Raw genomic sequence first — 24,015 nt, 5'->3', positions numbered from 1 at the left:
CGCCTCGGCCGCGTCCGAGCATCGCTCGGGCGCGGCCGGGCCCAACCGGAGAAGGCGGCCCGCAAGGGCCGTTGACGACGGGCGGGAGCGCCCGGTCAGACGTCGATCGAGCGGGCGATGAGTTCTTTCATCACCTCGTTGGTGCCACCATAGATCATCTGCACCCGCGCATCCGCATAAAGCCGCGCGATCGGGTATTCCATCATGAAGCCATAGCCGCCGAACAGCTGCAGGCATTCATGCATGATCTCGTTTTGCACCTCTGACCCCCAGTATTTCACCATCGAGGCGGTGGCCGCATCCAGTTGGCCGGCCTCCAGCTTGGCGATGCAGTCATTGACGAAGCTGCGCAGCACCTCGGCCTTGGTCTTGCATTCCGCCAGCTTGAAGCGGGTGTTCTGGAAGTCCATCACGCGCTGGCCGAACGCCTTGCGCTCCTGCACGTATTTCACCGTCTCGGCGATGGCAAAGTCGATCGCGCCCAGCGCCATGATGCCGATGGTCAAACGTTCCCACGGCAGTTGCTTCATCAGCTGATAGAAACCCTGCCCCTCCTCGGAGCCCAGAAGGTTGGTCATCGGCACCTTCACGTCCTCGAAGAACAGCTCGGCGGTGTCATTGGCCTTCATGCCCAGTTTCTTGAGGTTGCGCCCCCGGCGGAAGCCCTCGGCCCCCTCGGTCTCGACCGCGATCAGCGACACGCCCTTGGCGCCCAGCGACTTGTCAGTCTTGGCAGCCACGATGATCAGGTCCGCGGTCTGGCCGTTGGTGATGAAGATCTTGGACCCGTTCATCCGGTAGGAATTGCCATCTTTCTCGGCTGTGGTGCGGATCGCCTGCACGTCCGAGCCGGTGCCCGGTTCGGTCATGGCCAGCGCACCGACCATCTCGCCCGAGGCCAGCTTGGGCAGCCATTTGCGCTTTTGATCCTCGCTGCCATAGGCGGTGATGTAATGGGTCACGATCGACTGGATGCCATAGCCCCAGCCCGCATCCCCCCGCGAGGTTTGTTCATAGATCGTGACCGCATCAAAACCCATACCGCCACCGACACCGCCGAATTCCTCGGGGATGGCCCCGGCCATCAGCCCAGTTTCCCCGGCCTTCCGCCAGAAGTCGCGATCGACGACGCCCTGCTCGGCCCAGGCCTCGATGTTGGGCACCAGTTCATCATCCATGAACCGCCCGGCCATTTCGGCAAACATGCGGTGTTCGTCAGTGACCCAGGAAGCGGTCGAGGTAAAAAGCGACATGATTGGTTCTCCGGAATTCTGCTGGCGAAAAGGGTAGCTTTCGCGGCCGATTCCGCCAATCCGGGTGACGCCGCGTCGGTTTGCGCTGCTACGCAACGTCCTTTGGCGTCAATGCCCTACGCGGTGCCGGGCGCCGGGCGGCGGCGGCGTTTCCGGGGCGCCGGCGAAACACTGGGCGATGTCCATCCACTCCCGCGCGACCGCCCCCCGCACCGACAGGCCGGTGTCCGCCACGTTTCGGGTCTGGGTCACCACGCGGGCGAAATCGACGGCCAGCCCTTCGATCAGGTCGGCACCGGGCGCGCCGAACTCCCACAGCTCCCCCGAGGGCGCGGTCAGGCGCAGATGGGGAGGCACCGGTGGCACCGGGCGGCCATGCACCGTGAAGGTCCAGCCAATGGTGTTCACCCCCAGCACGACGATGTTGCGGATCCGGTCGGTCTCGGGTCGGGTCAGGCCAAGGATGTCGAACACCTCCTGCCCATGCGCCCAGGTCTCCATCTGACGCGCGGTCATCGAGGACCGCACCGACATGTCCGGCCCCACCCATTTGACCCGCGCCTTGGGGTCCAGAAGGGCCCAGTCATAGGCCATGCGGGTGTACAGATCGCGCCAGGCCAGCCGCAGGTCATGGCCCCGCTGGGAGATCGCGGCGTTTTCCGTGGCGCGAAAGCCCTCGGCCTGGATGCGCGGCATCACCCGCTGCACCCTTGCATCGAACGCATCCGGATCGCGCTGTGACAGGTCGGCCATCTGGCTCCAGAAATGCAGGTGCACCAACACATCGTCGATCGTCCAACCCTTGAATTGGGTCACGGTGCGCCAGTCGCTGGCACCAAGACGCTCAAGGGCATGGTCGAGAACCTGGCATTCCTCAAAGAAATCCGCAGCTTGATCCATGGCACTCCCGCTCTCTGCCCATTGGGCCACTAAAGCGGGTTTCGGCCGGTCAGGCCAGCGCGTTCTGCAAAAGGACCTTCGCGGCCGCTTTCGCATCGCGCGCCGGATCGCAACTGTGCAGCAGAACGGCGGTGACGATCGCGCCCTCTTTCAGCAGCAGCAGCTGGCAGGCCAGCTTGTCTGGGTCCTGCGCGCCGGCCTTGCGACACAGGTCAGTGAAATATTCCAGCAGCAGGCGCTTGTGCTCGCCCGCCTGCACATGGATCGGGTGGTCGGGGGCCTGATATTCGGCCCCGGCCTTGATGAACATGCAGCCGCGGAAATTGTCTTCGCGGAACCATTCGCCCAGCGCATCGAACGCGGCCAGGAGTTGATCGGCGGGGGTGTCGGCCAGTTCCTCGATCCGGCGCACGAACCAGTTGCGGAAATTCTCGTCCCGTAGGCGCAGCACTGCCAGGATCAGCTCTTCCTTGGTGCGGAAGTGCTTGTACATTGAGGTCTTGGACACGCCGGTTTCGACCACCAGCCGGTCCATTCCGGTGGCGTGAAACCCGTCGCGATAAAACACCTGCAGTGCCTTGCGGACCAGCTCATCCCGTTTGTTCGGACGCATGATTCGGCTCCTTCGCGTACAGATCAGTACATAATCCTTCTGCCGAACGGCTGCAAATCACCAATCTGAATTCTCTGTTTTTAATCAATAAATTTTTCTTCCGGCCACCGCAGGAAAATAAATTCCGCAAAAATGGTTGAAAAAGTTAACCGAACTGTACACCTTATCAGCACAGTTTACTGATCTGTACACCCAAAGGATTTGACCGATGCGACGCCGCGCCAGCCTATTTCCCGCAAGCTATGTCCCCTTCCTTCTGACCGTAGCCCTTCTAGCCGCCACCCTCGCCTGAAAGCCCCCACCATGCCCCGCGCCTTTTCCGAACTGACCTTCACCCCCGCCGTCCGCGCGCACCAAGAGCGGATGGGGTCCGCCGCCTCATACGCCAGGTTCATCGACGGCGGCCCGCAGCAGGGCCACCTGATCGGCCCGGCCGAGCAGGCCTTCATCGAGGCGCGCGACGGGTTCTATCAATCCACCGTGTCCGAGACCAGATGGCCCTATGTGCAGTATCGCGGCGGCCCGGCGGGGTTTCTGAAGGTGCTGGACGATCGGACCATCGGCTATGCCGATTTCTCGGGCAACAAGCAGTATATCTCGCGCGGGAACCTGGACGGCAATGACCGGATCGCGCTGATCCTGATGGATTATGCCAACCAGCGCAGGCTCAAGATCCTGGGCCGTGTGGACTTCTGCGAAGGTGCCGAGGCCGCGCGCGATCTGTTTCCCGACTGGGCCGAGGCCGAACGAGCAGCGATCATCCATGTCGCGGCGCTGGACTGGAACTGCCCGCGCCACATCACTCCCCGCTTCACCGAGGCCGAGCTGCGCCCGCATCTGAACGAGCTTGGCCGCCAGATGGCCCAGCTGCAGGCCGAAAACGACCAACTGAAGCAGGCCCTGGCCCGAAAGGCCTGAGCCAAACCCCAAGACCCCGAATACGCCAGCAACAGGAGTATCAATGCCATGCTACGCGCGATTACTAACACACTTGCCACCCTGATCGCCGGATCAATCTTTGCCGTCTCGGTCGTGACCGTCGGGTTCTACCTCTCGCCCGAAGCCGTGCGCGCCGCCGAGCCCGACCCGTTCCAGACCCAGTTCCGCGCGCAGACTATCGACGGCATGAAGATCACCTATCGCAAGGCCGGCGACCCGGCCAACCCGACGGTTCTGCTGTTGCACGGCTTTCCGCCCTCGTCGCACATGTTCCGTTACCTGATCCCTGTGATCGCGCAGGATGACCATGTGATCGCGCCCGACTATCCCGGTTTTAGCGCGTCCGATATGCCCCCGGCGGATACATATGACTAAAGCTCTGCCGGAACCGCGCATATGATGGCCGAGCTGCTGGATGCGAAGGGCGTCGATCGCTGTGCCGTCTCCCTGATGGACTACGGCGCGCCGGTGGGATTCCGGATGTTCCCCGAGGCTCCCGACCGCGTGACCGGCTTCATCATCCAAAACGGCAATGCCTATGACGAGGGCCTGCGCGAGTTCTGGGACCCGATCAAGGCCTATTGGGCCGATCCGTCCAAGGAAAACGGCGATGCCCTGCGCGCCTTCCGACCATGGATTCCACCCAGTGGCAGTTCACCCACGGCACCCAGAACCCCGACGCGATCAGCCCGGACAATTTCTGGCACGTCCAGTACCTGCTGGACCGTCCCGGCAATCAGGAAGTGCAGTTGGAGATGTTTCTGGATTAGGGCACCAATGTGGGCGAATACCCCAAATGGCAGGCGCTGTTCCGCGAATACCAGCCACCCGCGCTGCTGATGTGGGGCAAGAATGACGTGATCTTCCCCGAAGCGGGCGCGCATCCCTACAAAAACGACCTGACCGATCTGGAGTTCCACATCCGCGACACCGGGCATTTCGCGCTCGAGGAATTCGGCCCCGAGATCGCCGCCGAGATGCAGGACTTCCTGGCTCGCATCAACTGACCCCCCTGCCCCCCGGGGCTGTCCGGGGGCCCCCTATACCGGAGGACTGACCCATGACCCCGCATGTTGACCGTATCGCCGCCTTTTCCAATGGCCCCGCCGGGGGCAACCCGGCCGGGGTTCTGATCGCGGATACCCTGCCCTCGGATGCCGAAATGCAGAAGATCGCCGCCGTTGTCGGCTATTCCGAAACCGCCTTTGCCGCGCCGCAGGGCGCGGGCTGGCGGGTGCGCTATTTCGCACCGGTGGGCGAGGTCGCCTTTTGCGGCCATGCCACCATCGCGCTGGGGGCGCAGCTGGCGCAGCGGTTCGGCGATGGAGAATACGCGCTGCAGCTGAACGACGCGCAGATCACGGTCGAATGTCGGCGTGACGGCGACAGGGTCGCGGCCACGCTGGTGTCGCCGCCGACCCACAGCCGCGCGGTGACTGACGATGTTCTGGCGCAGGCACTGACCACCCTATTCGGGCTTGCGCCCAGTGACCTGAGCACCGATCTGGCGCCCACCATCGCCAATGCAGGCAACGACCACCTTATCCTGGCGCTGACGTCCCGCGATCGTCTGGCTCAGATGACTTATGACCTGCAAACCGGGGCCGAGTTCATGCAGGCCCAAGGGTTCACCACGATCAACCTGATCTGGGCCGAAACGCCCCAGCTGTTTCACAGCCGCAACGCCTTTGCCAGTGGCGGGGTGCTGGAAGACCCCGCCACCGGCGCCGCAGCCGCCGCGCTTGCCGGGTATCTGCGCGACCTGGATTGGCCGCATGGCGGCGAAATCAACATCGTGCAAGGCGAGGATATGGGCGCGCGATCCCTTCTGCGCGTTCAGATCGGCGCCGCGAAGGGCGACGGCGTGCGCGTCTCGGGAACCACCCGCGCCATCGACTGAGCCGGGTCAGGGCCGTGCGCGGCCCGAGTGTACCATTGCCTCGATCCCCGCAGCGCAGAACTCGACCAGTTGGTCGATCCCGGACAGATCGCCCCCCTGTGACAGCGCCTGCACCCGCCAGGCGCTGTTGAGATGCGCCAGCATCGCTGAAACCGTATAGACTTGGCCCGTAGCCAACAGCGCCCGGTCGGCCTGCGGATACAGCGCGGCGATTTCGCGGATGAATAGCTCAGCGGTGGGGTCGAAACACGCGGCCGCGATATGGCGCCAGCGCGGATCGACCGACACATGCGCCACTAGCCGCCCATAGGCCATCCAGCCCGGGCCGCCCGTTTCTGCAAGGCTGACATAGGGGCGGATGAAACAGTCCAGAATACCCCGCAGGGTCAGCGGGCCTTGCGCGCGCCGATCCTCCAGCGCCTGCATCCGGATCTGCGCAAGCTCGTCAGCGCGGCGCGCGACGGTCTGGAAGAACAGCTCTTCCTTGCCGCCGCCATGGTGGTGGACCAGACCCACCTGTACTCCGGCGCGCGTGGCGATGTCGCGGATCGAGGCGCCCTCGAATCCCCGCTCGGCAAACAGCGCCTCAGCCGCGTCCAAAATCCGCGCCTTGGTTTCCAGCGACCGGGCCGACGGCGCCCTTTGCCTTTGTTTTTCAATGTATTTCGCGCTCATGTTTTTCATCTTGCCTTATTTTGGACGATCGTTCAAGTTAAGCGCCACGAGCAGGGGAGGGTTCATGATACAGGCGCGCAAGGCTTATGCCTTGATCGGCGCAGGTCCGATGGGGCTGGCGGCGGCCAAGGTGCTGAAGGAACAGGGCATCCCGTTCCAGGGATTCGAGTTGCATTCCGATGTGGGCGGGCTGTGGGATATCGATGCGCCACGGTCGACCATGTACGAATCCGCGCATCTGATCTCGTCCAAGTCGATGACCGAATTTGCCGATTTTCCGATGGGCGACGACGTGGCCGAATACCCGTCGCACCGGCAGATGCGCGATTATTTCCGGGCCTTTGCCGATTATTTCGGCCTGCATGATCACTACAGGTTCAATGCCGAGGTGATCGAAGCATCGCCCCTGGGTGCGCCGGGCGATGGCTGGCGGCTAACCTGGCGGGACAGCCAAGGGACTCATAGAGCCGAATTTGCCGGGGTGCTGATCGCCAATGGCACCCTGTCCGAGCCCAACATGCCCGATTTTCCCGGCAGGTTTGACGGCGAGTTGATCCACGCCGCGCAGTACCGCTATCCCAGCCAGTTTCACGGCAAGCGGGTGCTGGTCGTGGGCGCGGGCAATTCCGGGTGCGACATTGCGGTGGACGCCATCCATCACGCCACGCGGTGCGATTTGTCGATGCGGCGGGGATATTATTTCGTGCCGAAATACGTCTTTGGCAAACCCGCCGACACGCTGGGCGGGATGATCCGCCTGCCCATGTGGCTGAAGCGCCGGATCGACGGGATGATCCTGCGCTGGTTCGTGGGCGACCCGCAGAAATACGGCTTTCCCAAACCTGACTACAAACTCTACGAAAGCCACCCGGTGGTGAATTCGCTGGTCCTTTACCACGCAGGCCACGGCGACCTGCGCATTCGCCCTGATATCGACCGGATCGAGGGGCGCACGGTCCACTTCAAGGACGGCAGCGCCAGCGACTATGACATGATTCTGGCCGCGACCGGGTACAAGCTGCACTATCCGTTCATCGACCCGAACCTGCTGAACTGGCAGGGCGACGCGCCACATTTGTATCTGAACGCCATGCATCCCGAACGCGACGATCTGTTCGTTCTGGGCATGATCGAAGCCACCGGGCTGGGCTGGCAAGGACGCCATGAGCAGGCCGAAATGGTGGCGCGCTATATCAAGGGTCTTCAATCCGGCTGCCCCGTGGCCGCGGCGCTGAAGGCGGAAAAACAAAAAGACTATAAGCGCGCCACCGGAGGCATGCAGTACCTGAACCTGCCCCGAATGGCCTATTACGTGGACAAGGCGACCTATCGCAAGGCGGTGACAGACTGGATCGCGCGGTTCCGGAAAGCCCGCGCATGACCGGCATCGACGAGATTACGCTTAATTTCAGCCCCGGCTCGCTGACCCTGCTGAACGCGATTTTGGCGATCGTGATGTTCTCGATCGCCATCGACCTGTCACCACGCGACTTCGACCGGCTGCGGCGCGCGCCCAAGCCAGTGGTGGTGGGGCTGGCCTCGCAATTCCTGGTACTGCCGGCGCTGACCTTCCTGTTGGTCTGGCTGACCGAGCCGCGCCCCTCGATCGCATTGGGGCTGATCCTAGTGGCGGCCTGTCCGGGGGGCAATATCTCGAATTTCATCACCCATCGGGCGGGCGGGAACGCTGCGCTGTCGGTGTCGATGACCGCCTTCGCCACCATCGGGGCCATCGTGATGACCCCGTTCAACATCGCGCTGTGGGGCGGGCTGTACCCGCCGACCCGCGCCATTCTGCAGCAGACCCAGATCGACCCGGTACAGATCGCCATCATTGTCGGGCTGATGCTGATCTTGCCGCTGGTTCTGGGCGTGACCCTGAACCAGAAGCGCCCCGCCCTGACGGCGCGGCTGCGCGGGCCGCTGCAGATCCTGTCCATGGCCATTTTCGTGGCCTTCATCGTACTCGCCCTGGCGGCCAACTGGAGTTTCTTCCTGGGCTACGCGGGGGCGGTCGCCGGGCTTGTGATCGCTCACAACGCACTGGCACTGGGGGGCGGTTGGGTCGTGGCCACTCTGACCCGGCTGTCCCCCTATGACCGGCGTGCAATCACGATCGAGACCGGCATCCAGAATTCGGGCCTTGGGCTGGTGCTGATCTTTGCCTTTTTCAACGGGTTGGGCGGCATGGCCGTGGTGGCCGCCTTCTGGGGAATCTGGCATGCCATCTCGGGGCTGGCGCTGGCGCAACTGATGGCCCGGACCGAGGCCGCCCGATGACCCGCATCCTGATCACCGGCGCCGCGGGGCTGGTTGGCCGCGCCCTGCTGGACGAGCTGAGCGACCATGAGGTGTTTGCCACCGACCTGCGCCGCCCCGACACGCTGCCGGACGAGGTTCCGTTTCTGCGCATGGACGTCACCACGGGCGACCCCGCGCGGGTGATCGCCAAGGTGAAGCCCGAGGTGATCGTGCATCTGGCCTCGGTCGTCACACCTCCGCCGGGGATGTCGCGGGCCGAGGCCCATGCGGTGGATGTGGGCGGCACGCGCAAGGTGATCGATGCCGCGCTGGCCCATGGCGTGCGGCGGCTGGTCGTCACCTCCTCGGGTGCGGCCTATGGCTATCACGCGGACAACCCGGTGCCGCTGCGCGAAACCGATCCGGTGCGCGGCAACCCCGAGTTTCCCTATTCCGACCACAAGCGGCAGGTCGAAGAATTGCTGGCCGAGACCCGAACCGCCGCGCCGCAGCTGGAGCAGGTAGTGCTGCGGGTGGGCACGGTGCTGGGCGACGGCACCGACAACCAGATCACTGCCCTGTTCCGCAAATCCCGCCTGTTGGCGGTGGCGGGCAGCGACAGCCCCTTCGTGTTCATCTGGACCCACGATCTGGCCCGCATCCTGAAACGCGCGGCCACCGACGGGCCGCCGGGAGTGTACAACGTCGCCGGGGACGGCGCGCTGAGTGTCGACGATCTGGCCCGCGCGCTGGACAAATCTGTGCTGCGCCTGCCGGCCTGGGCGCTGAAGGCGGCGCTGGCCGTGGCCCGCCCCCTGCGCCTGTCGCGTTACGGGCCCGAACAGGTGCGGTTCCTGCAATACCGACCGGTTCTGGACAATACGGCGCTGAAAACCGTGTTCGGCTATGTCCCGCAGAAGACCAGCGCCGAGGTGTTCGACCTTTGGAAAAGGAGTGTGGGCCTATGAAAACCGCAGTGATCTCGGGCGGGTCCGGCGGCCTGGGTCAGGCGCTCTCGGCCGCGCTGCAAGAGCGTGGATGGCGTGTGGTCTTGTTGGACCTGAAGGTGGATGGGGTGCAGGACACCGCCACGCAGATGGCGATTACCTGTGATCTTACCGATCCGGCCCAGTTGGCGCGCGCCGTGAACGATACGCTTGCGCACTGCGACAGCATCGATCTGGTCGTCTATAACGCCGGGATCACTCAGATCTGCGGGTTCGATCAGTCCGACGATACCAGCCACCGCAAGGTGTTCGAGATCAACTATTTCGCAGCCGTCTCGATGGCCCGCTCCTTTCTACCGGCGCTGCGCCAGTCGCGCGGGGCGCATCTTGCAATCTCGTCGGTGGCGGGGTTCGCGCCGCTGTATCACCGCACAGCGTACGCTGCCTCGAAACACGCGCTGGAAGGTTTCTTCAAATCGCTGCGATCCGAAGAACGGCTCCATGGCGTGCGGGTGCATATCGCGGCGCCCTCATTCGTGGCGACCAACCCGGGCCGGGCCGAGCGGCAGCCGGACGGCACCGCACGCCCCGGATCGGCCAGCGACGGCATGGACGAGATGACCCCCGAGGCGGCCGCTCGCGTGATCCTGCAAGGGCTGGATCGCGGGCGGCCCGTCATCCCGGTGGGACGGGTGGCGAGGCTGGCCTGGTGGCTGAACCGGCTGGCCCCACGCCTGTACCAACGCCTGATGGAGCGCAATATCAGCGGCGCGTGACGCGCGGCCATTATTTGCGGCCTGTTTCCCGGTGCGGGGTTGCCCTTTGGGCGCGGCTTTGCTTTGTCTTTGACGAACAATCCGGCCAGCGGGCGTTTTCTGCCCCGGACCGGTCACAGGGAGGATCTCGAAAATGGCAAAAGTTGCATTCCTTGGCCTTGGCGTCATGGGCTATCCGATGGCCGGGCATCTGCAGGCGGCCGGGTATGAAGTGACCGTCTACAACCGCACCGCGGCCAAGGCGGAGCAATGGGTGTCGCAGCATGGTGGCCAGATGGCGACCACGCCGCGCGATGCCGCCGAAGGAGCCGAGTTCGTGATGGCCTGCGTCGGCAACGACGACGATCTGCGCATGGTCTGCACCGGCGAGGTCGGCGCGTTCGAAGGCATGGCGGAAGGCTCAGTTTTCATTGACCACACCACCGTTTCGGCCAAGGTCACACGCGAGCTGTACGCCGCGGCCAAGGCGCGCGGTATCTCCTTTGTCGATGCGCCGATCTCGGGCGGCCAGGCCGGGGCCGAAAATGGGGTTCTGTCGATCATGTGCGGCGGCGATCAGGCAGCCTATGACCGGGCCGAGCCGGTGATGCAGGTCTATGCGAAGATCTGCCGCCGCATCGGGGACAGCGGCGCGGGCCAGATGACCAAGATGTGCAACCAGATCGCCATCGCAGGGCTGGTGCAGGGCCTGAGCGAAGCGCTGCATTTCGCCGAGAAGGCCGGGCTGGACGGGCGCGCGGTGGTTGAGGTGATCAGCCAGGGTGCCGCCGGAAGCTGGCAGATGTCGAACCGATACGAGACCATGCTGGACGACCATTTCGACCACGGCTTTGCGGTGGACTGGATGCGCAAGGACCTTGGCATCTGCCTGGACACGGCGGACGAGACCGGGGCATCGCTGCCGGTGACTGCGCTGGTCGATCAGTTCTACAAGGATGTGCAGAAGATGGGCGGTAGCCGCTGGGACACCTCGTCGTTGATCAAGCGCCTGCGGGCCATGGGGTAACGCGGGGGGCTGTCTGCCCCCCATCGCGCCAAGGCGCGATTCCCCCCGACGATATTATTGGCCAGATGAAAAGGGCTCCGGCGAGCGCGGGGCGGAATTTCGAATGAATGATGTCAGTGCTTTTTGGGCGGTCGCGCTGCGGCGGGTCTGGGGGCTGGACGCCCGGCTCTCGCGGCTGGATGGCGAGTATGACCTGAATTTCCTAGTTCAGGCCACCAATGGGCAGGACTATGTTCTGAAGGTCATGCGGGCCGGGTGCGACCCGCAGCTGGTGGATCTGCAGATCACGGCGTTGGAGCATATCGTGGCCGAGGCCCCCGGGCTACCGTTTCCCAAGGTGATCCCCGGTCTGGACGGTGGTTTGCTACCGCAGATCGACGACGACGCGGGACGGCCTCGGCTGGCGTGGCTGTTGGAGCGGCTGCCGGGCCGGTGCTATGCCAAGGCGGCGCCGAAAACCGAGGACCTGATCCTGAAACTGGGCCGGGTATTGGGGGCGACCGATCGGGCGCTGGAGCGGTTTTCGCATCCCGGCCTGGAGCGGCCGGATTTCAAATGGGACCTGACCCAGGCTGGCTGGATCGCTGACAAATTAGATGCGGTTTCCGACCCGGATCGTGCAGCCCTTCTGCGCGAGATTTGTACACAGTTCGATGCCGTCTCAAACATGCTGGCGACGCTGCCCCGGCAAGCCCTCCACAATGACGTGAATGACTACAACATCTTGGTCGAAGGAGAGCTGTCGGAGCGCCGGCAGGTTTCGGGCGTGATCGATCTGGGCGACATGTGCGCCGCGCCGCGGGTGTGCGAACTGGCGATCGCCGGGGCGTATGTGGTGCTGGATCACCCGCACCCCGAACGGGCACTGGCCGCGCTGGTGCGGGGCTATCACGCCGCAAACCGACTGCGCCCGCAGGAAGTGGACCTGATCTGGCCTCTGCTGCGGATGCGGCTGGCCGTGTCGGTCGTCAATTCCACGCTGATGGCCGCTGAAAACCCGGACGACCCGTATGTGACCATCAGCCAGGCACCGGCCTGGCGGTTCCTCGAGGATGGTTCGGTCAATGGCGAGCTGATGCCGGCGCGGCTGCGCGCGGCCTGCGGGCTGCCCGTCACCGACGGGGCCAAGCGCATTCACGCGTACCTGTCCGAACATCGTGGTCAGTTTGCGCAGCTGTTGGGACAGGATCTGTCGAACGTTCCGATGGGTTCGCTGTCGGTCGAAAACTCAACCTGGCCGCAGAACCCGTTTCACATGCCGCTGGACGAGGCCGCGCGGGTGGGCGCGGAATTCGGCGATGGGTTGTGGCTGGGCTATTACAACGAACCGCGCCTGATCTATGCCGAGCCGACGTTCCGCAAGGGTCCGTGGAAGGCGTCGGACCGGCGAACGGTACATCTGGCGGTGGATGTGTTTGCTCCCGCGGGGACGCCTTTGCTGGCGCCGCTGAGCGGTCGGGTCGAGGCGGTCGAGAACCGGGCGAACCATCTGGACTATGGCGGCGTGGTGATCCTGCATCACGAAACCCCCGAGGGTGACGCGTTCTATACGCTATATGGACATCTGGATCCCGAGGTCTGTGACCGTTTGAAACCCGGCGATCCGGTGGCGCAGGGGGCGGCGTTCGCCCGGCTGGGCGATGCTGGCCAGAACGGCGGCTGGGCGCCGCATGTGCATTTCCAGCTGGCCCTGACCACGGCCGGCATGCAGGCCGACTGGCCCGGTGTCGCTGACCCGGACGAGCTGGACCTGTGGCATGCGGTCTGCCCGAACCCGGCGGCCCTGCTGAACCTGCCGGACGAGAAGGTCTTCTATCGCCCGACCGACAAGGCCGAGATCCTGAACAAACGGCGGGCGCATTTCGGCGGCAACCTGAGCCTGACCTATGACGACCCGGTGATGCTGGTGCGTGGGTGGAAACATCACCTGTTCGACGAATGGGGGCGGCCCTATCTGGATGCCTACAACAACGTGCCGCATGTGGGACACGCGCATCCGCGCATTCAGGCCGTCGCGGTGGATCAGTTGAAGCGGATGAATTCGAACACCCGCTATCTGCACCCCGCGCAGGTGGAATTTGCCGACAAGCTGCTGTCGAAGCTGCCCGATCACCTGCAGGTGTGCTTCTTCGTCAACTCGGGCACCGAGGCCAACGAGCTGGCCCTGCGCCTTGCCCGGGCGCATAGCGGGGCCAAAGGTATGGTGACGCCCGATCACGGCTATCACGGCAACACCAATGCGGCGGTGGCCATTTCGGCCTACAAGTTCAACAAGCCCGGCGGCGTGGGTCAGGCCGATTGGGTCGAACTGGTCGAGGTGGCCGACGATTATCGCGGCCGGTTCAAACGCGACGACCCCGACCGCGCGCGCAAATATGCCGACCTTGTGGACGACGCGATTGCCGCCCTTCAGCGCAAGGGGCACGGGGTGGCCGGGTTCATCGCCGAGACCTTCCCCTCGGTTGGGGGGCAGATCATCCCGCCCAAGGGCTATCTTCCGGCGGTTTACGAAAAAATCCGCACCGCCGGCGGCGTATGCATCGCCGACGAGGTGCAGACAGGCCTAGGCCGGTTGGGCGAGTACTACTTCGGCTTCGAGCATCAGGGGGCGTCGCCCGACATCGTGGTTCTGGGCAAGCCCATCGGCAACGGCCACCCTCTGGGCGTGCTGGCCACCACGCGCGAGATCGCCGACAGTTTCGACAACGGGATCGAGTTCTTCTCGACCTTCGGCGGCTCGACCCTGTCCTGCCGGATCGGCAAAGAGGTGCTGGACATCGTCGATGACGAGGGCCTCCAGGAGAATGCCCGCGTGATGGGCGCACGGCTGATGGATGGTCTGCGCGCGATCGAGGCCGAGTTCGCTTGCGTAGGCGACGTGCGGGGCATGGGCCTGTTTCTTGGGGTCGAACTGATCAACCCCGACGGCTCGGAAGGCACCGAGATCTGCCGATACGTCAAGAACCGCATGCGGGACCACCGCATCCTGATCGGCAGCGAGGGGCCGAAGGACAACATTCTGAAGATCCGCCCGCCTCTGACCATCGAGGCCGAGGATGTGGACATGATCCTGTGGGCGCTGCGGTCTGTGTTGGCCAAGGTGGGCGACTATGCCCCTGCCCCGGTTTGTAACCACACCCATCACCATGAAGGGTGCGGCTGCTGCTAAGATACGCCCCGGCCGGATTCGGCCAGGCAGTTGACCGCGCTGTCAATGCAGCACGGCCGAGGGGATCTGATGGCCGGTGGACGGTAGCGGGAAGTCCGCAGTCATACGCCGCAGAGCCAGCCCGAACTGTTCGGACAGCGACGCCAGCGCGGGTGCGAAATCGGGGCGTACGATCAAGGCCGCCAGCATCATCGCATCCTCGCGCGCCCCTTCCGAGGCCGCGGCGATCATCTGCGCGAAACAGCTTTCGTCCGCGCCTAGACAGGCGCAACCCAACTCGTGCCGGATCAGGGGGCGGCGGCCGTGATGGGCGCACAGGCTGCACAGACGATCCAGCGCCAGCATAGCCAGCTGCCCATGATCGGCGCCCAGCGCGACGTCGAAATCATGCGCCGCGTCGGCACGGCCGGCGGCACCGTCACTCCACATCCGCAGATACATGACGGCGCCAGCCTCGATCGGAGTCGGATCCGCCAGCCGCCCGACCGGGGCGCCGCCCCGGGTGGATGCGCCGCTCATTTCGTCAAGATCAATTTGCCCGCGCGGGTGATGCGCAGGGTGTAAAGTTGGTCGCCCAGCTCGATATGGGCCAGGTTGCCGCCCTGGGTCAGATCCTCGGCCTTGTGGGCCGGCAGCATCGAAACGGCATAGGCTTGGGTCGGATTCGGGTTCTGCGCGTTCATCGGGTCATCTCCGGTTGTGTTCAGGCAAAGCGCCTTTTCCGTTCGGTTTTCATGGATTTGGCTGGCCCGGCGCCGGGTTGGCTATGCGTTTACGCTCTTAATCTGATAAAAATACTAAGGTATGTCAAGAGCCGGTTTTTTCAACCGAACCGTTGCGCCCCATCGGCAGGCCCGCTAGGCCGGGGCGGATGACCGACGGAAGGGACAAGGATGACGGCGGCAATCGTGTTTGATCTGGACGGCACGCTGGTGGACAGCCTGGCCGACATCGCGGCGGCGGCAAACCGGATGCTGGCCGATCAGGGCCTTGCGCCCCTGCCCGAAGAAACGATCCGAGGATTCGTCGGCAATGGCCTGCCCAAGCTGGTAGAGCGGGTGATGGTCCATTGCGACATGGGCATGAACAGGCACGGTAAACTGACCCAGGCGACCCTGCGCCACTATACAAACGCGTCCAGCTCACGGACGCGTTCCTATCCAGGGGTGCAAGAGGCGTTGGAAGCCCTACGGCAGGCGGGCATGTCCTTGGGTCTGTGCACCAACAAGCCCGAGGCACCGGCACGACACATTCTGCAGGCGCTGAATCTGGAGCCCTACTTCGACGCGGTGATCGGCGGTGACAGCTTGCCCGTGCGCAAGCCCGACCCCGATCATCTGAACGCCGCATTCGACGCTTTGGGCCAGCATCCGGTCAGAATATTCGTCGGCGACAGCGAGGTTGATGCGGAAACCGCGCAGAGGGCAAACGTGCCGTTTCTGCTGTTTTCCCGCGGCTACCGGAAATCGCCAGTCGCTCGGATCCCGCATCATTCCACGTTTGACGAATTTCTCGACCTGCCCCAACTGATCCAGTCGCAATTCACGGCGTAGTCCGAACAAGCCCAACCCTGGGGCACAATCAGATCGCGATCGTCAAGAATTTCGAGGGGCCGGCCGAGGGGGTAGGTAGCCAGCCCCTCGCGGGGAAAGTGGTAGGCCAAGTTCAACCTTGGTTAATCAGAAACTAGCCCGGGCGCAGCCCCGCCGAAATTGGGGGTTTCCCGTAGTCCCAGCATTTTTTTGACGATCCCAGGCGTTTTGATTGCGTTTGACGCGTCGATTCAGACTGTCCCGGCCGCTGCTTTATCTAAAAGTGCCTCGTACATGTGAGGATAGACGAACCGCGCGGCCGCACGGGCGATCACCAATTCTTCGTTGGTGGGAATCACCATGACCTGAACCCGCGACAAGGGCGTCGAGATTATCCGCGCATGCTCGGTATTGGCGTCATGGTCCAGTTCGATTCCCAGCCAGCCCATGTTGACGCAGATGCGTTCACGGACCAGCGCCGAATTTTCGCCGATCCCGCCGGTGAACACCACCGCATCCAGCCCGCCCAGAACTGCGGCCAGGGCGCCCATCTCGCGCCGGGCGCGAAAGTTGAAATAGCTGATGGCGCGGCGCGCGGCCCCGGTATCCGCCTGCTCGAGCGTGCGCATGTCGTTGGACAGGCCGGACAGGCCAAGCAGACCCGACTTGCAATACAGCAACTCGGTGATTTCGTCCGCAGTCATGCCTTTCTGCTGCATCAGATACAGCACGACGCCCGGGTCAAGCTGACCGCAGCGGGTCCCCATGGGCAGGCCGTCCAGAGCCGTAAAGCCCATGCTGGACCCCACCGAACGCCCATGGATCAAGCCGCACATCGACGCGCCATTGCCCAGATGGGCCACGATCACCCGCCCCCCATGCAAAAGAGGCGCGGTCTTGGCCAGATGGTCCGCGATGTATTCATAGCTGAGCCCGTGGAACCCATAGCGCCGCACGCCCATGTCGTAATATTCGGTCGGCAGTGCAAAGGTATCGTTCACCCACGGATGGTGGCGGTGAAAAGCCGTGTCGAAACAGGCGACCTGAACTGCCTGGGGAAAACGCTCGATCGCGGCGCGCACCCCTTGCAGGTTGTAGGGTTGATGCAGCGGCGCGAAGGGCGCCAGATCTTCCAGCGCGCGCAGGCTGTCTGGTGTCAGCTGAATTGGGCGATCATGCTTTGGTCCGCCATGGACGACACGATGCCCGACGGCCACGATTTCGGCCTTTGGAAACCATTGGGTCAACAGATCCAGAACCCGGTTCATCGCCGCCATGTGATCCGCGATGGGCCCGACCTCGTCGCCTCCGAGGACCCGGCCATCCGATGTCTTAGCTGCAATGGTCGGCTCGGGGCTACCGATGCGCTCGACCGCGCCGGTGCAGATCGCCACCGGGTCATCCTTGTGCAGCGTGAACAGGCTGAATTTCAGCGAAGACGAGCCGGCGTTCAGGGTGACCACATGGCTCATGTGACAACGCCTCTGGTCCGGGCCGCATGCAGGGCGGCGATGGCGCACGATGCCAAACGGGCCTTGTCGTCGTCGGACCTGCTGTTGAGAATGATCGGCACCCGGGCACCCAAAACGACCCCGGCAGCCTTTCCGTTGGCGACATAGGCCAGTTGCTTGGCCAGCATGTTCCCCGCATCCAGATTGGGCACGACCAGGATCTCGGCCTGCCCGGCCACCGGCGACATGATGCCCTTGGTGCGGGCCGCGTCCAGGCTGACGGCGTTGTCCATGGCCAACGGCCCCTCGACCAGACCACCCGTGATCTGCCCGCGGTCCGCCATCTTCGACAGCAGCGCCGCGTCGACCGAGGACGGAATCGCAGGATTCACCGTCTCGACCGCCGAAAGCACGGCCACCTTGGGCGTGGCGAAGCCCAGCGACCTGGCAAGGTCGATTGCGTTCTGGGTGATGTCCACTTTGGTCTCCAGATCCGGCGCGATGTTGATCGCCGCATCGGTGATCAGGATCGGGTGCGGCTGGCCCGGCACATCCATGACGAAGACATGCGTGAAGCGCCGTCCAGCCCGCAGGCCGCGCTCGCGCCGAAGGGCCGCCCGCAACAGATCGTCGGTATGAAGATGACCTTTCATCAGCGCCCGGGCGCGGCCATCCGCCACTAGGTCAACAGCCAGGCTGGCCGCATGGGCATGCGAGGCGGCCTCGACGATCTCGACGCCGTTCAGCGTGACGCCAAGCTCTTGCGCGGCCGCACGGATCTTGGCCGGGTCGCCGACCAGAATGGGATGGATGATCGTTTCGCGCGCCGCCAGCATGGCCCCGCCCAACGAATTGGCGTCCTCGGGGGCGGCAACCGCCGTCGGAATGGGGTCGAGCGGCCGGGATTTCTGCACCAACGCATCGAAGTGACGGTGACGCAGAACGACAACTCCTGGCGTTTCGATCCCGTCGACCGGCACGGGGCGGTCCGGCGCGACCGCCACGACCTGGCCTGACAGGATCAAGGCGCCATCGCTCGGACGGGTCACGGCGGCCTCCAGCAGCACCTCGCGGTTCGGGCGCTTTTCGGCCACGGTCGCTCGGGCCAGCAACGCGTCTCCTGCGGCGGCGGGCGTCGCCAGGTCGAAGGTGCAGGATTTCTGAACCGCACCCAAGCCGGGCAAAAGATTGCCCACGACCGCCGAAACCAGCCCGCCGACAAAGGCCGGAGACGCAACCAGCTTGCCGCTTTCGGGCAAGGCGGAATGCAACGCGCCGTGATCGCCGCAGGCCGCGGCAAAAGCCAACAGATCGTCATCGCTGCACACGCGTTCGAGTTCGGCGGTCTCTCCGACCTGGATCTGGTCATAGGGCTTGGTGTCGTATCGCATCTGATGCTCTCTGCTGCGCCGGTCCGGTGTGAAATGCGGTGTAAGCCGCCGTCAACGGCGCCCGCGGTGTTTCCGACCGGACCCTGAGGGAATGCGGTGGAAAAGTCCAACCTTTCCCGATCTACACCGCCCGACGCGCGTCGTCTTCCGGCAAACCGTCAGAGTATCGGCAGAACCCGGCGGGCCATGGTCCGCCGCGGGCGGTTGGTTTCAGACCCGCGACTTTTCGAACGCGGCCCACGCCTGCTGAAAGGCTTCGAAATCGAAGCCCGGTTGGCAGGCTGCATCCAGAACGATGCGTTCGGTTTGAATCAAGCGCCCGATGGCGTCCTCCAGCCGGTCGATGACTTCGGCGGGCACGACCACCGCGCCGTGACGATCCGCATGCACCAAATCGCCGGGCCGGACCGTCAGGCCGAAAATGGAAACCGGCGTGTCGATCTCGCGGACGTGGACAAAGCCATGGCTGGGGCCAATCGATCCCGCAATCACTGGAAAGCCCGCCGGCAAGTCACCCAGATCGCGCATAACGCCGTTGGTCAACGCTCCTGACAGGCCGAACCCTTTGTGGACCGTGGTGTTGATTTCGCCCCAATAGGCGCCGATGCAATCGGGAAAGTCGAGGTCTTCGATCACCGCGACCGAAGGCGACGGGGCCGCTGCCATGTACTCATAATAGGCCATCCGGCGCTGTCGGATGACCTCGGGCGCCTCGGTCGGCGGATGCACCGCGGCGATTTTTGCGGTGCGGGCAAAGCCCACGACCGGCGGCTCGGTCGGGGCCGAACACACCATGGTGCCGCGCGTGAACCCGTCAAAGCCGCGCTTGCCCTGTGCGAACTCGATCGCGTTGCAGACGGTGGGGGTGTCGACCTGGCGCAGCAGGGTCAAAAGGGACGGTGTCATCATTCCTCCAGCCAGCGGCGCAGGGCCGCCGTTGTTTCGTCGGGTTGCTCGAGCGTCGGCAGATGCCCCGCGCCCTCGATCACCGACAGCCTGCCGTTGGGCAGCAGACCGTGCATCAGCTCGTGCCGCTCGACCGGGCATAACCCGTCCTGCCGCCCGCACAGAACCAGCGAGGGTCCTGCGAAAGACCGCAGCGTCTCGGTCTGATCCGGGCGATCCATCAGGGCGCGGGACTGGCGCAGAAAGACGCCCGGGCCAAGATCCATGGCCATTGCCATGCACAGATCGAGAATCGCGCCCTGACGCGGGCCATCGGCCAAATAGTTCGGTTTCATCTCGTCGCGCATCACGCGCCACAGCTCGCCCCGTTCGACCGCCGCCATCTGGGGGATGCGACGGGCCTTGACTTCGGGCCGTTCGGCCAGCGGGTTGGTGTCGAGCAGCGCCAACCGCGCGACCCGGTCCGGCGCCTGACGCAGGACCTCCATCGCGACGATGCCGCCCATGGACAGGCCGGCCAGCGCAAACCGGCCGGGGGCGCAGGCCAGCACATCGGCGGCCAGCGCCTCAACACTGTCATGGCCCGTCAGCGGCACGCTGATCAGCGGGGTTGTGCCCGACAGCGCCGCGATCTGTGGGGCGAACAGGCGCGCGTCGCACATCATGCCGGGCAGCAAAACCAGCGGGGTCATTTGACCAGCGCCGCCCCCTCGGCCAGGGCGGCCAGTTTGGCATAGGCGATCTGCGGATCGACGGCCCCGAACCCGGCGAAGGTGCCGAACCCGCAATCGCTGCCGGCGATCACGCGGTCGGCGCCCACGATCTCGGTGAAGCGGCGGATCCGCTGCGCGACCAGTTCGGGGTGTTCGACAAAATTGGTGGTGGTGTCCACGACCCCCGGCACCAGGATCTTGTCGTCGGGGATCTCGGCCCTGCGGTCACGGAACACGGTCCATTCATGGGCGTGGCGCGGGTTCGAGGTTTCGAACAGGACATAGCGTGACCTGGTCGCCATCAGCGTCGAGAACACCTTGTCCATGGCGATGTCGCAGCAATGCGGGCCTTCGTAGTTGCCCCAGCAGATATGCACGCGCACGCGGTCCTGTGGTACGTTCTGCAGGGCGTGGTTTAGCGCTTCGACATGCAGGTTGGCGACCTTGACGAACTCATCATCCGACAGGTCGGTGAACAGCATGTGGCGCGACAGGGCCAGGTCGGGGCAATCGAGCTGCAGATCTAGCCCGGCGGCCACGATGGTTTCGTATTCGTCCTTCATCGCATCGGCCAGCGCGGCGAGATATGCCTCGCGCGTGGGGTAATGCGCGTTCTGCAGGAACAGCGAGATCACGCCCGGCGAGGCTGCGTTCATGAACCCACGCTCGACCCCGTGCTGCGCCATGGCCGATTTCAGGTTGGCGATGTCCTTGTTCAGCTCATCCTGCCCCTTGGACCGCACCTCGCCCGTGCATTGCGGACGGGCGTATTGCGGGGTGCCGCCCTCATCCGCCAGCCGTTGCAGAAAGCTGGGGAACATCTTCAGGTCGGCGGGCGCGTTGCGCGGGCTGTCCCCGGAAAAGCCGGTGTAGCGATCCTTGACATAGGTCGCGTACGAGATCTTGGAGGTCTCGCCGTCGCTGACGATATCTACCCCCGCCTCGACCTGCTTGCGCACCGTTTCGGAAACGGCCCGGGTCATGCAGGCATCGAAGGCGGCGGCATCATAGGGTTCGCCCCGTTCGCGGGCGAAGATGAAATCCACCACCTCCTGCGTGCGGGGCAACGAGCCCACATGGGTTGTCAGTATCCGTGTCATGCGGGCTCTCCTTTCGTTACTGGCCGGTCCAGGTTGCGCCGGCCGGATCATCGGTGGCCACGACGCGATACAGGCTGGCCTCGCCGGTCATCGACGGCTCAAGCGTATAGGCCTCGCCCGGGTTCAGCAGGCAGGTGTCGCCGGGATTCAGGATCGCCTCGGCCTCGTCGGTACGCAGCAGCCAGTGGCCGCGCACTGGCATAAGTACGGTGTGCTTCTCGGGCGTGACCCTCTCTGCCCCCAACGAACCACGGGTCAGGAATTCGACCTCGAAACCGGGGCGGTCCTTCAGCAGGGCGTCGGGGCCGATCACCCTGGCCGGTGCCTTGGCGGCCAACGCCATCAGGTCCCAGTAGCGGGCCACATAGTCGCGCACCACGTTCTGCACCGGAACCTCGGGGAAGGCCTTCAGCTCCTCTTCGGTCAACAGCGGCATGGGGTCGACGCCATCGGGCAGGCTCTCGCCCTTCTTGGTGTCGTACAGCACCCCGTTTTCGCCCAGCACCAGACCGTGGGCCGAGGCGTCCTGAATGACCTGCGGCGCCCAGGTTACGCCGCCGCCGGCATCGTCGCCCCCCAGGATGGCCATGATCATCCCGTAATCTGTGCCGATATTTTCAAAGCCGCGGAAGATACCGGTGGGAATGTTGAAGATGTCGCCTTCCTCCAGCACGACCTCACCGGCGTCGCCCCAGCGGCCCCAGAAGAAGCGCCACCGCCCCTTGAGGACAAAGAACACCTCGGCGGTGGTATGGCTGTGCAGCGAGTTGCGGCATTTGGGCGGCTGGCCCGCGGCGCCGATGTTGAAGCCGGGCGTGTCGCGGATGTGGACATGCTGATCGGGGCTTTCCGAGACGCCGCCGCCGATTATGGTGAAATTCTCCTTCTGATCCGAGCCGGGCGTGTGGGCGTCGATGAAGGCGGTTTTGCAGGGCTTTAGTTCGCCATAGCGGACGATACGGGTTTCAAGCTGAGTCATTTTTGGGCTCCTGTGATTGGGTTGAACGATGGGAAGAGACCCCGTTCAACCCGGTGGCCGCAGGTTCAGACGCCGCGCCCGCAGCGAGGCGCGATGGGCATGGAACCGCCGCGCAGCCTGGCTGTGGTTCAGCCGGTATGGCCACGGTCTGAGCATCAGGGCTCGCCCGTCTGCAGCAGGATCTGCTTCCACACGGCGGTTTCATCGAACAGCGTGTATTCGCGGCGCAGCTTGGGCTGGCCGGAAATCAACGCGCCAAATTCGGCATGGCTGATGCCCAGCACATAGACCTGCGCCCCGGTCGGCGCGCCGAAAACTCCCCAGCCGTCATGCTTGCCCCACAGGCTCCAGCGGATCGCGGCACGGGGCGGCATGTTGGGATCGTCGCGGCCGATCTGGTGCTCGATGCGGAACTCCGCATTGGGGAAACTGGCGCGCAGCCCCATCCAGAACCGGTCCACCGCATCCCAGCCGTGCCCCGTCAGGCCGCCGACATATTCGGACTGCACCGCGCGGTCGTATTCGGCCCCGATCACGCCCATGTCGGCGCCCATGATCCGGGTCAGGATGTCGGCATAGCGCTGGCCCCATTCGTTGTCGTTGCCACTGCCCGTGTAAGGGCCTGGCTGGTCGGTGTCGGGCGACAGGGGTTTGACGCAGTTCTGCGGCCCGCCTTCGCGCGCGATGAGGTCGGCAGCGTATTCCTTGGGGTCCCAACCCATCTGGCGCACGATCGCGCCCTGATCGCGGATCAGCCATTCATCGTTGATCTGGTTGTCGATCGCGTGGCAGTCGGCCAGAATCCGATAGCGCAGCTTGGTCCCCGTGGCCTTGCCATAGACCCCGTCGCCCAGATGCGTGGCGGTCGAGATGATCCGGTGCGAGCTCAGCATGCCGTCCTCGGGCGTGCCCGACCAGATAACGTCCTCGCCCAGCAGCTGCCGGTCTGGAAACTCGGCCAGGGTCGCCATCGTAGCGCCGATGACGTTCTGGTTGCCCAGCACCACTGAGGCGGGCGACCGCACCACGATGTCGGGGCTGTAATAGTCGTGCAGCGTGGCGATGCCGCGGTCTTCCCAGATCTCCTTGGTGATGCCGATGATATAGTCAGGGAAATCCTTGAACTTGGGATCGAAGCCTTTCATGAGTCAGTCCTTTTGGGGGTCCACCCCTTGGGCAGCCGCGCCGAGGTCCGCACGACGAGAGGTCCGTCGATGGCAACCTTGCGGGGGGCGGCGTCCTTTGGGTTTTCAATGTGATCAAGCAAAGCGGTCACCGTTTCGGCCACCATCAGGTTGGCGCGCTGACGGATCGTGGTCAGGTTGTAGGCCGGCCAGCCAGCGGGCGGCACATCGTCGTAGCCGATGACCGAGACATCCTCGGGGATGCGCAGGCCCAGTTCGAACCGGATTACGTCCATCACCGCCAGCGCCATGTGGTCATTGGCCACGAACACGGCATCCGGGCGCGCCTCGGGCGCCACGTCGAACATGCGGCGGGCGGCTTGCCGGGCGTTTTCGGTGT

The 24,015-nt window shown here is 64.4% G+C and carries 26 protein-coding genes; 12 read left to right on the top strand and 14 right to left on the bottom strand.

The window, feature by feature from the left end; translation table 11 throughout:
* Window positions 1-95: 95 nt before the first annotated feature.
* The 3 genes from AC2FNS_RS10055 to AC2FNS_RS10045 form a co-directional block, all read right to left on the bottom strand.
* On the bottom strand, window positions 96-1,253 hold the full coding sequence (locus AC2FNS_RS10055; RefSeq protein WP_496711537.1) for an acyl-CoA dehydrogenase family protein: 1,158 nt from the start codon (window positions 1,251-1,253) through the stop codon (window positions 96-98).
* A gap of 108 nt (window positions 1,254-1,361) precedes the next feature.
* Entirely contained in the window at window positions 1,362-2,153 is a 792-nt protein-coding gene (locus AC2FNS_RS10050; protein WP_496711538.1) for a TIGR03084 family metal-binding protein, read from the bottom strand.
* 49 nt (window positions 2,154-2,202) lie between these two features.
* The gene (locus AC2FNS_RS10045; RefSeq protein ID WP_496711539.1) at window positions 2,203-2,766 is read right to left on the bottom strand and encodes a TetR/AcrR family transcriptional regulator; all 564 of its coding nucleotides are present in this window, start codon (window positions 2,764-2,766) and stop codon (window positions 2,203-2,205) included.
* A gap of 303 nt (window positions 2,767-3,069) precedes the next feature.
* Here AC2FNS_RS10045 and AC2FNS_RS10040 point away from each other — a divergent pair, with 303 nt between their 5' ends.
* The 5 genes from AC2FNS_RS10040 to AC2FNS_RS10020 all read left to right on the top strand — a co-directional run bounded on the left by AC2FNS_RS10040 (window position 3,070) and on the right by AC2FNS_RS10020 (window position 5,605).
* Window positions 3,070-3,684, top strand: a complete 615-nt coding sequence (locus tag AC2FNS_RS10040; protein WP_496797867.1) for a pyridoxamine 5'-phosphate oxidase family protein — start codon at window positions 3,070-3,072, stop codon at window positions 3,682-3,684.
* A 48-nt stretch (window positions 3,685-3,732) separates the two neighbouring features.
* The gene (locus AC2FNS_RS10035; RefSeq protein WP_496711541.1) at window positions 3,733-4,080 is read left to right on the top strand and encodes an alpha/beta fold hydrolase; all 348 of its coding nucleotides are present in this window, start codon (window positions 3,733-3,735) and stop codon (window positions 4,078-4,080) included.
* Between the two features lie 257 nt (window positions 4,081-4,337).
* Complete coding sequence (locus tag AC2FNS_RS10030) at window positions 4,338-4,475, top strand: hypothetical protein (protein WP_496679091.1); 138 nt, start codon at window positions 4,338-4,340, stop codon at window positions 4,473-4,475.
* Window positions 4,476-4,484: 9 nt separating this feature from the next.
* Complete coding sequence (locus tag AC2FNS_RS10025) at window positions 4,485-4,712, top strand: alpha/beta fold hydrolase (protein ID WP_496679092.1); 228 nt, start codon at window positions 4,485-4,487, stop codon at window positions 4,710-4,712.
* Window positions 4,713-4,765: 53 nt separating this feature from the next.
* Window positions 4,766-5,605 carry a PhzF family phenazine biosynthesis protein gene (locus AC2FNS_RS10020; RefSeq protein ID WP_496803830.1) on the top strand — a complete coding sequence of 280 codons (840 nt, stop codon included), beginning with the start codon at window positions 4,766-4,768 and terminating at the stop codon, window positions 5,603-5,605.
* Window positions 5,606-5,611: 6 nt separating this feature from the next.
* Here the strand turns inward: AC2FNS_RS10020 and AC2FNS_RS10015 are convergent, their stop codons facing one another.
* Window positions 5,612-6,280: a TetR/AcrR family transcriptional regulator gene (locus tag AC2FNS_RS10015; RefSeq protein WP_496686745.1), complete on the bottom strand. Its 669-nt coding sequence runs from the start codon at window positions 6,278-6,280 to the stop codon at window positions 5,612-5,614.
* Between the two features lie 64 nt (window positions 6,281-6,344).
* On the opposite strand from AC2FNS_RS10015, the gene AC2FNS_RS10010 reads away from it, so the two are divergent.
* The 6 genes from AC2FNS_RS10010 (at window position 6,345) to AC2FNS_RS09985 (ending at window position 14,419) form a co-directional block, all read left to right on the top strand.
* Entirely contained in the window at window positions 6,345-7,661 is a 1,317-nt protein-coding gene (locus tag AC2FNS_RS10010) for a flavin-containing monooxygenase (RefSeq protein ID WP_496686743.1), read from the top strand.
* Window positions 7,658-8,560, top strand: a complete 903-nt coding sequence (locus AC2FNS_RS10005) for a bile acid:sodium symporter family protein (protein ID WP_496679096.1) — start codon at window positions 7,658-7,660, stop codon at window positions 8,558-8,560. The genes AC2FNS_RS10010 and AC2FNS_RS10005 overlap by 4 nt, the downstream gene beginning before the upstream one ends.
* Window positions 8,557-9,489 (top strand): SDR family oxidoreductase, encoded by a 933-nt coding sequence (locus AC2FNS_RS10000; RefSeq protein WP_496711543.1) that lies wholly within the window; start codon window positions 8,557-8,559, stop codon window positions 9,487-9,489. Before AC2FNS_RS10005 ends, AC2FNS_RS10000 begins: the two co-directional genes overlap by 4 nt.
* Complete coding sequence (locus AC2FNS_RS09995) at window positions 9,486-10,244, top strand: SDR family NAD(P)-dependent oxidoreductase (protein ID WP_496711544.1); 759 nt, start codon at window positions 9,486-9,488, stop codon at window positions 10,242-10,244. Before AC2FNS_RS10000 ends, AC2FNS_RS09995 begins: the two co-directional genes overlap by 4 nt.
* Before the next feature lie 133 nt (window positions 10,245-10,377).
* Window positions 10,378-11,250 (top strand): NAD(P)-dependent oxidoreductase, encoded by an 873-nt coding sequence (locus tag AC2FNS_RS09990; RefSeq protein WP_496711545.1) that lies wholly within the window; start codon window positions 10,378-10,380, stop codon window positions 11,248-11,250.
* 103 nt (window positions 11,251-11,353) lie between these two features.
* The gene (locus tag AC2FNS_RS09985; RefSeq protein ID WP_496803829.1) at window positions 11,354-14,419 is read left to right on the top strand and encodes an aminotransferase class III-fold pyridoxal phosphate-dependent enzyme; all 3,066 of its coding nucleotides are present in this window, start codon (window positions 11,354-11,356) and stop codon (window positions 14,417-14,419) included.
* 42 nt (window positions 14,420-14,461) lie between these two features.
* On the opposite strand, the gene AC2FNS_RS09980 is transcribed toward AC2FNS_RS09985, so the two are convergent.
* Window positions 14,462-14,938, bottom strand: a complete 477-nt coding sequence (locus tag AC2FNS_RS09980) for a hypothetical protein (protein WP_496711547.1) — start codon at window positions 14,936-14,938, stop codon at window positions 14,462-14,464.
* The gene (hemP, locus tag AC2FNS_RS09975; protein ID WP_005978533.1) at window positions 14,935-15,102 is read right to left on the bottom strand and encodes a hemin uptake protein HemP; all 168 of its coding nucleotides are present in this window, start codon (window positions 15,100-15,102) and stop codon (window positions 14,935-14,937) included. The genes AC2FNS_RS09980 and hemP overlap by 4 nt, the downstream gene beginning before the upstream one ends.
* 210 nt (window positions 15,103-15,312) lie before the next feature.
* Between hemP and gph the strand changes: the two genes are divergently transcribed.
* The gene (gph, locus tag AC2FNS_RS09970) at window positions 15,313-15,972 is read left to right on the top strand and encodes a phosphoglycolate phosphatase (protein ID WP_496803828.1); all 660 of its coding nucleotides are present in this window, start codon (window positions 15,313-15,315) and stop codon (window positions 15,970-15,972) included.
* Between the two features lie 230 nt (window positions 15,973-16,202).
* Here gph and AC2FNS_RS09965 read toward each other — a convergent pair whose 3' ends face one another.
* From AC2FNS_RS09965 to AC2FNS_RS09930, 8 genes are all read right to left on the bottom strand, one after another.
* Window positions 16,203-17,423: an acetate/propionate family kinase gene (locus AC2FNS_RS09965; protein WP_496711549.1), complete on the bottom strand. Its 1,221-nt coding sequence runs from the start codon at window positions 17,421-17,423 to the stop codon at window positions 16,203-16,205.
* The gene (locus AC2FNS_RS09960) at window positions 17,420-18,793 is read right to left on the bottom strand and encodes a bifunctional enoyl-CoA hydratase/phosphate acetyltransferase (protein WP_496711550.1); all 1,374 of its coding nucleotides are present in this window, start codon (window positions 18,791-18,793) and stop codon (window positions 17,420-17,422) included. Before AC2FNS_RS09960 ends, AC2FNS_RS09965 begins: the two co-directional genes overlap by 4 nt.
* 210 nt (window positions 18,794-19,003) lie before the next feature.
* Complete coding sequence (locus AC2FNS_RS09955; RefSeq protein ID WP_496711551.1) at window positions 19,004-19,699, bottom strand: RraA family protein; 696 nt, start codon at window positions 19,697-19,699, stop codon at window positions 19,004-19,006.
* Window positions 19,699-20,391 carry an alpha/beta fold hydrolase gene (locus AC2FNS_RS09950; RefSeq protein ID WP_496711552.1) on the bottom strand — a complete coding sequence of 231 codons (693 nt, stop codon included), beginning with the start codon at window positions 20,389-20,391 and terminating at the stop codon, window positions 19,699-19,701. Before AC2FNS_RS09950 ends, AC2FNS_RS09955 begins: the two co-directional genes overlap by 1 nt.
* Window positions 20,388-21,512, bottom strand: a complete 1,125-nt coding sequence (locus AC2FNS_RS09945) for a cobalamin-independent methionine synthase II family protein (RefSeq protein ID WP_496711553.1) — start codon at window positions 21,510-21,512, stop codon at window positions 20,388-20,390. The genes AC2FNS_RS09950 and AC2FNS_RS09945 overlap by 4 nt, the downstream gene beginning before the upstream one ends.
* 16 nt (window positions 21,513-21,528) lie before the next feature.
* Window positions 21,529-22,491, bottom strand: coding sequence for a cupin domain-containing protein (locus AC2FNS_RS09940; protein ID WP_496711554.1), 963 nt, complete (start codon window positions 22,489-22,491; stop codon window positions 21,529-21,531).
* Window positions 22,492-22,646: 155 nt separating this feature from the next.
* Window positions 22,647-23,636, bottom strand: a complete 990-nt coding sequence (locus tag AC2FNS_RS09935) for a nuclear transport factor 2 family protein (RefSeq protein ID WP_496711555.1) — start codon at window positions 23,634-23,636, stop codon at window positions 22,647-22,649.
* Window positions 23,633-24,015 (bottom strand): substrate-binding domain-containing protein (locus AC2FNS_RS09930; RefSeq protein ID WP_496803827.1); only part of this gene is annotated, 383 nt, incomplete at its 5' end. The genes AC2FNS_RS09930 and AC2FNS_RS09935, both read right to left, overlap by 4 nt.

It is taken from the genome of Ruegeria sp. BHSA191, from assembly GCF_059613325.1.
This window is presented reverse-complemented; position numbering and strand designations above follow the sequence as displayed.